Here is a 1,174-nt window from a genome sequence, read left to right on the forward strand (position 1 = left end):
CGACGAGCATGTGTTGGTGGCGGTGGTGCACCATATTGCCGCCGATGGCTGGTCGATCACTCCACTGGTGGCCGATCTCGGGATGGCGTATGCCAGCCGCTGTGCGGGTCAGGCCCCGGGGTGGGCGCCATTGGCGGTGCAGTATGTCGACTACACGCTGTGGCAGCGCGCCCAATTCGGTGACCTCGATGACGACGACAGCCTGATTGCCGCCCAGCTGGCCTACTGGGAGCGGGCGTTGGCCGGGATGCCCGAGCGGCTCGCCTTGCCAACGGATCGGCCCTATCCGCTGGTGGCCGATCAGCGAGGCGCCAGCGTGGCCCTGGAGTGGCCGACCGGGTTGCAGCGGCGGGTGGCTCGGCTGGCTCGGGAGCACAATGCGACCAGTTTTATGGTGGTGCAGGCGGCCCTGGCGGTGTTGTTGGGCAAGCTTGCCGCGAGTCGGGATGTGGCCGTTGGTTTCCCGATTGCGGGGCGGCGTGACCCGGCGCTGGATGGCCTGGTGGGCTTCTTCGTCAACACACTGGTGTTGCGCGTCGATCTGGCCGGCGATCCCAGTGTGGCCGAGTTGCTCGCGCAGGTGCGCCGGCGCAGCTTGGCCGCTTACGAGCATCAGGACGTGCCGTTTGAGGTGCTGGTGGAGCGGCTCAATCCGATCCGATCGCTGGGCCATCATCCGCTGGTGCAGGTGATGCTGGCCTGGCAGTCCAACGATTCGGCGACCGGGTTGGCGTTGGGTGATCTGGAGGTTTCCCAGTTGCCGGTGGACATCCACACCGCGCGAACCGATTTTTCGTTGTCGTTGGCCGAACGCTGGACCGAGGATGGTGAGCCCGCCGGGATCGGTGGGGCGGTCGAATTCCGCACCGATGTGTTCGACGCGGCCAGCATCCGGTCACTCATCGAGCGGCTGCGCCATGTGCTGGAGGTGATGACCGCCGACTCGACCCGCCGGTTGTCGTCGATGGATGTGCTCGACGCCGGCGAGCGCGCCCGCCTGGATGCGTGGGGCAATCGGGCCGTGTTGACCGCGCCGACGAGCACACCGATGTCAGTTCCGGTGTTGTTTGCCGAGCGCGTGGTTCGGGCGCCGGGGGCGGTGGCGGTCAGCTTCGAGGGTCGCACGTTGACGTATCGGGAGTTGGATGAGGCGGCGAATCGGTTGGCGCACTTG

General features: G+C 67.0%; 1 protein-coding gene. It reads left to right on the forward strand.

Annotated elements, in window-relative coordinates; translation table 11 throughout:
* The coding region (locus ACQI5H_RS24555; protein WP_427081888.1) for a condensation domain-containing protein at positions 1-1,174 on the forward strand (1,174 nt) is incomplete at both ends.

The sequence above is a fragment of the Mycobacterium heidelbergense genome, assembly GCF_050205645.1.
Taxonomy (GTDB): domain Bacteria; phylum Actinomycetota; class Actinomycetes; order Mycobacteriales; family Mycobacteriaceae; genus Mycobacterium; species Mycobacterium heidelbergense_A.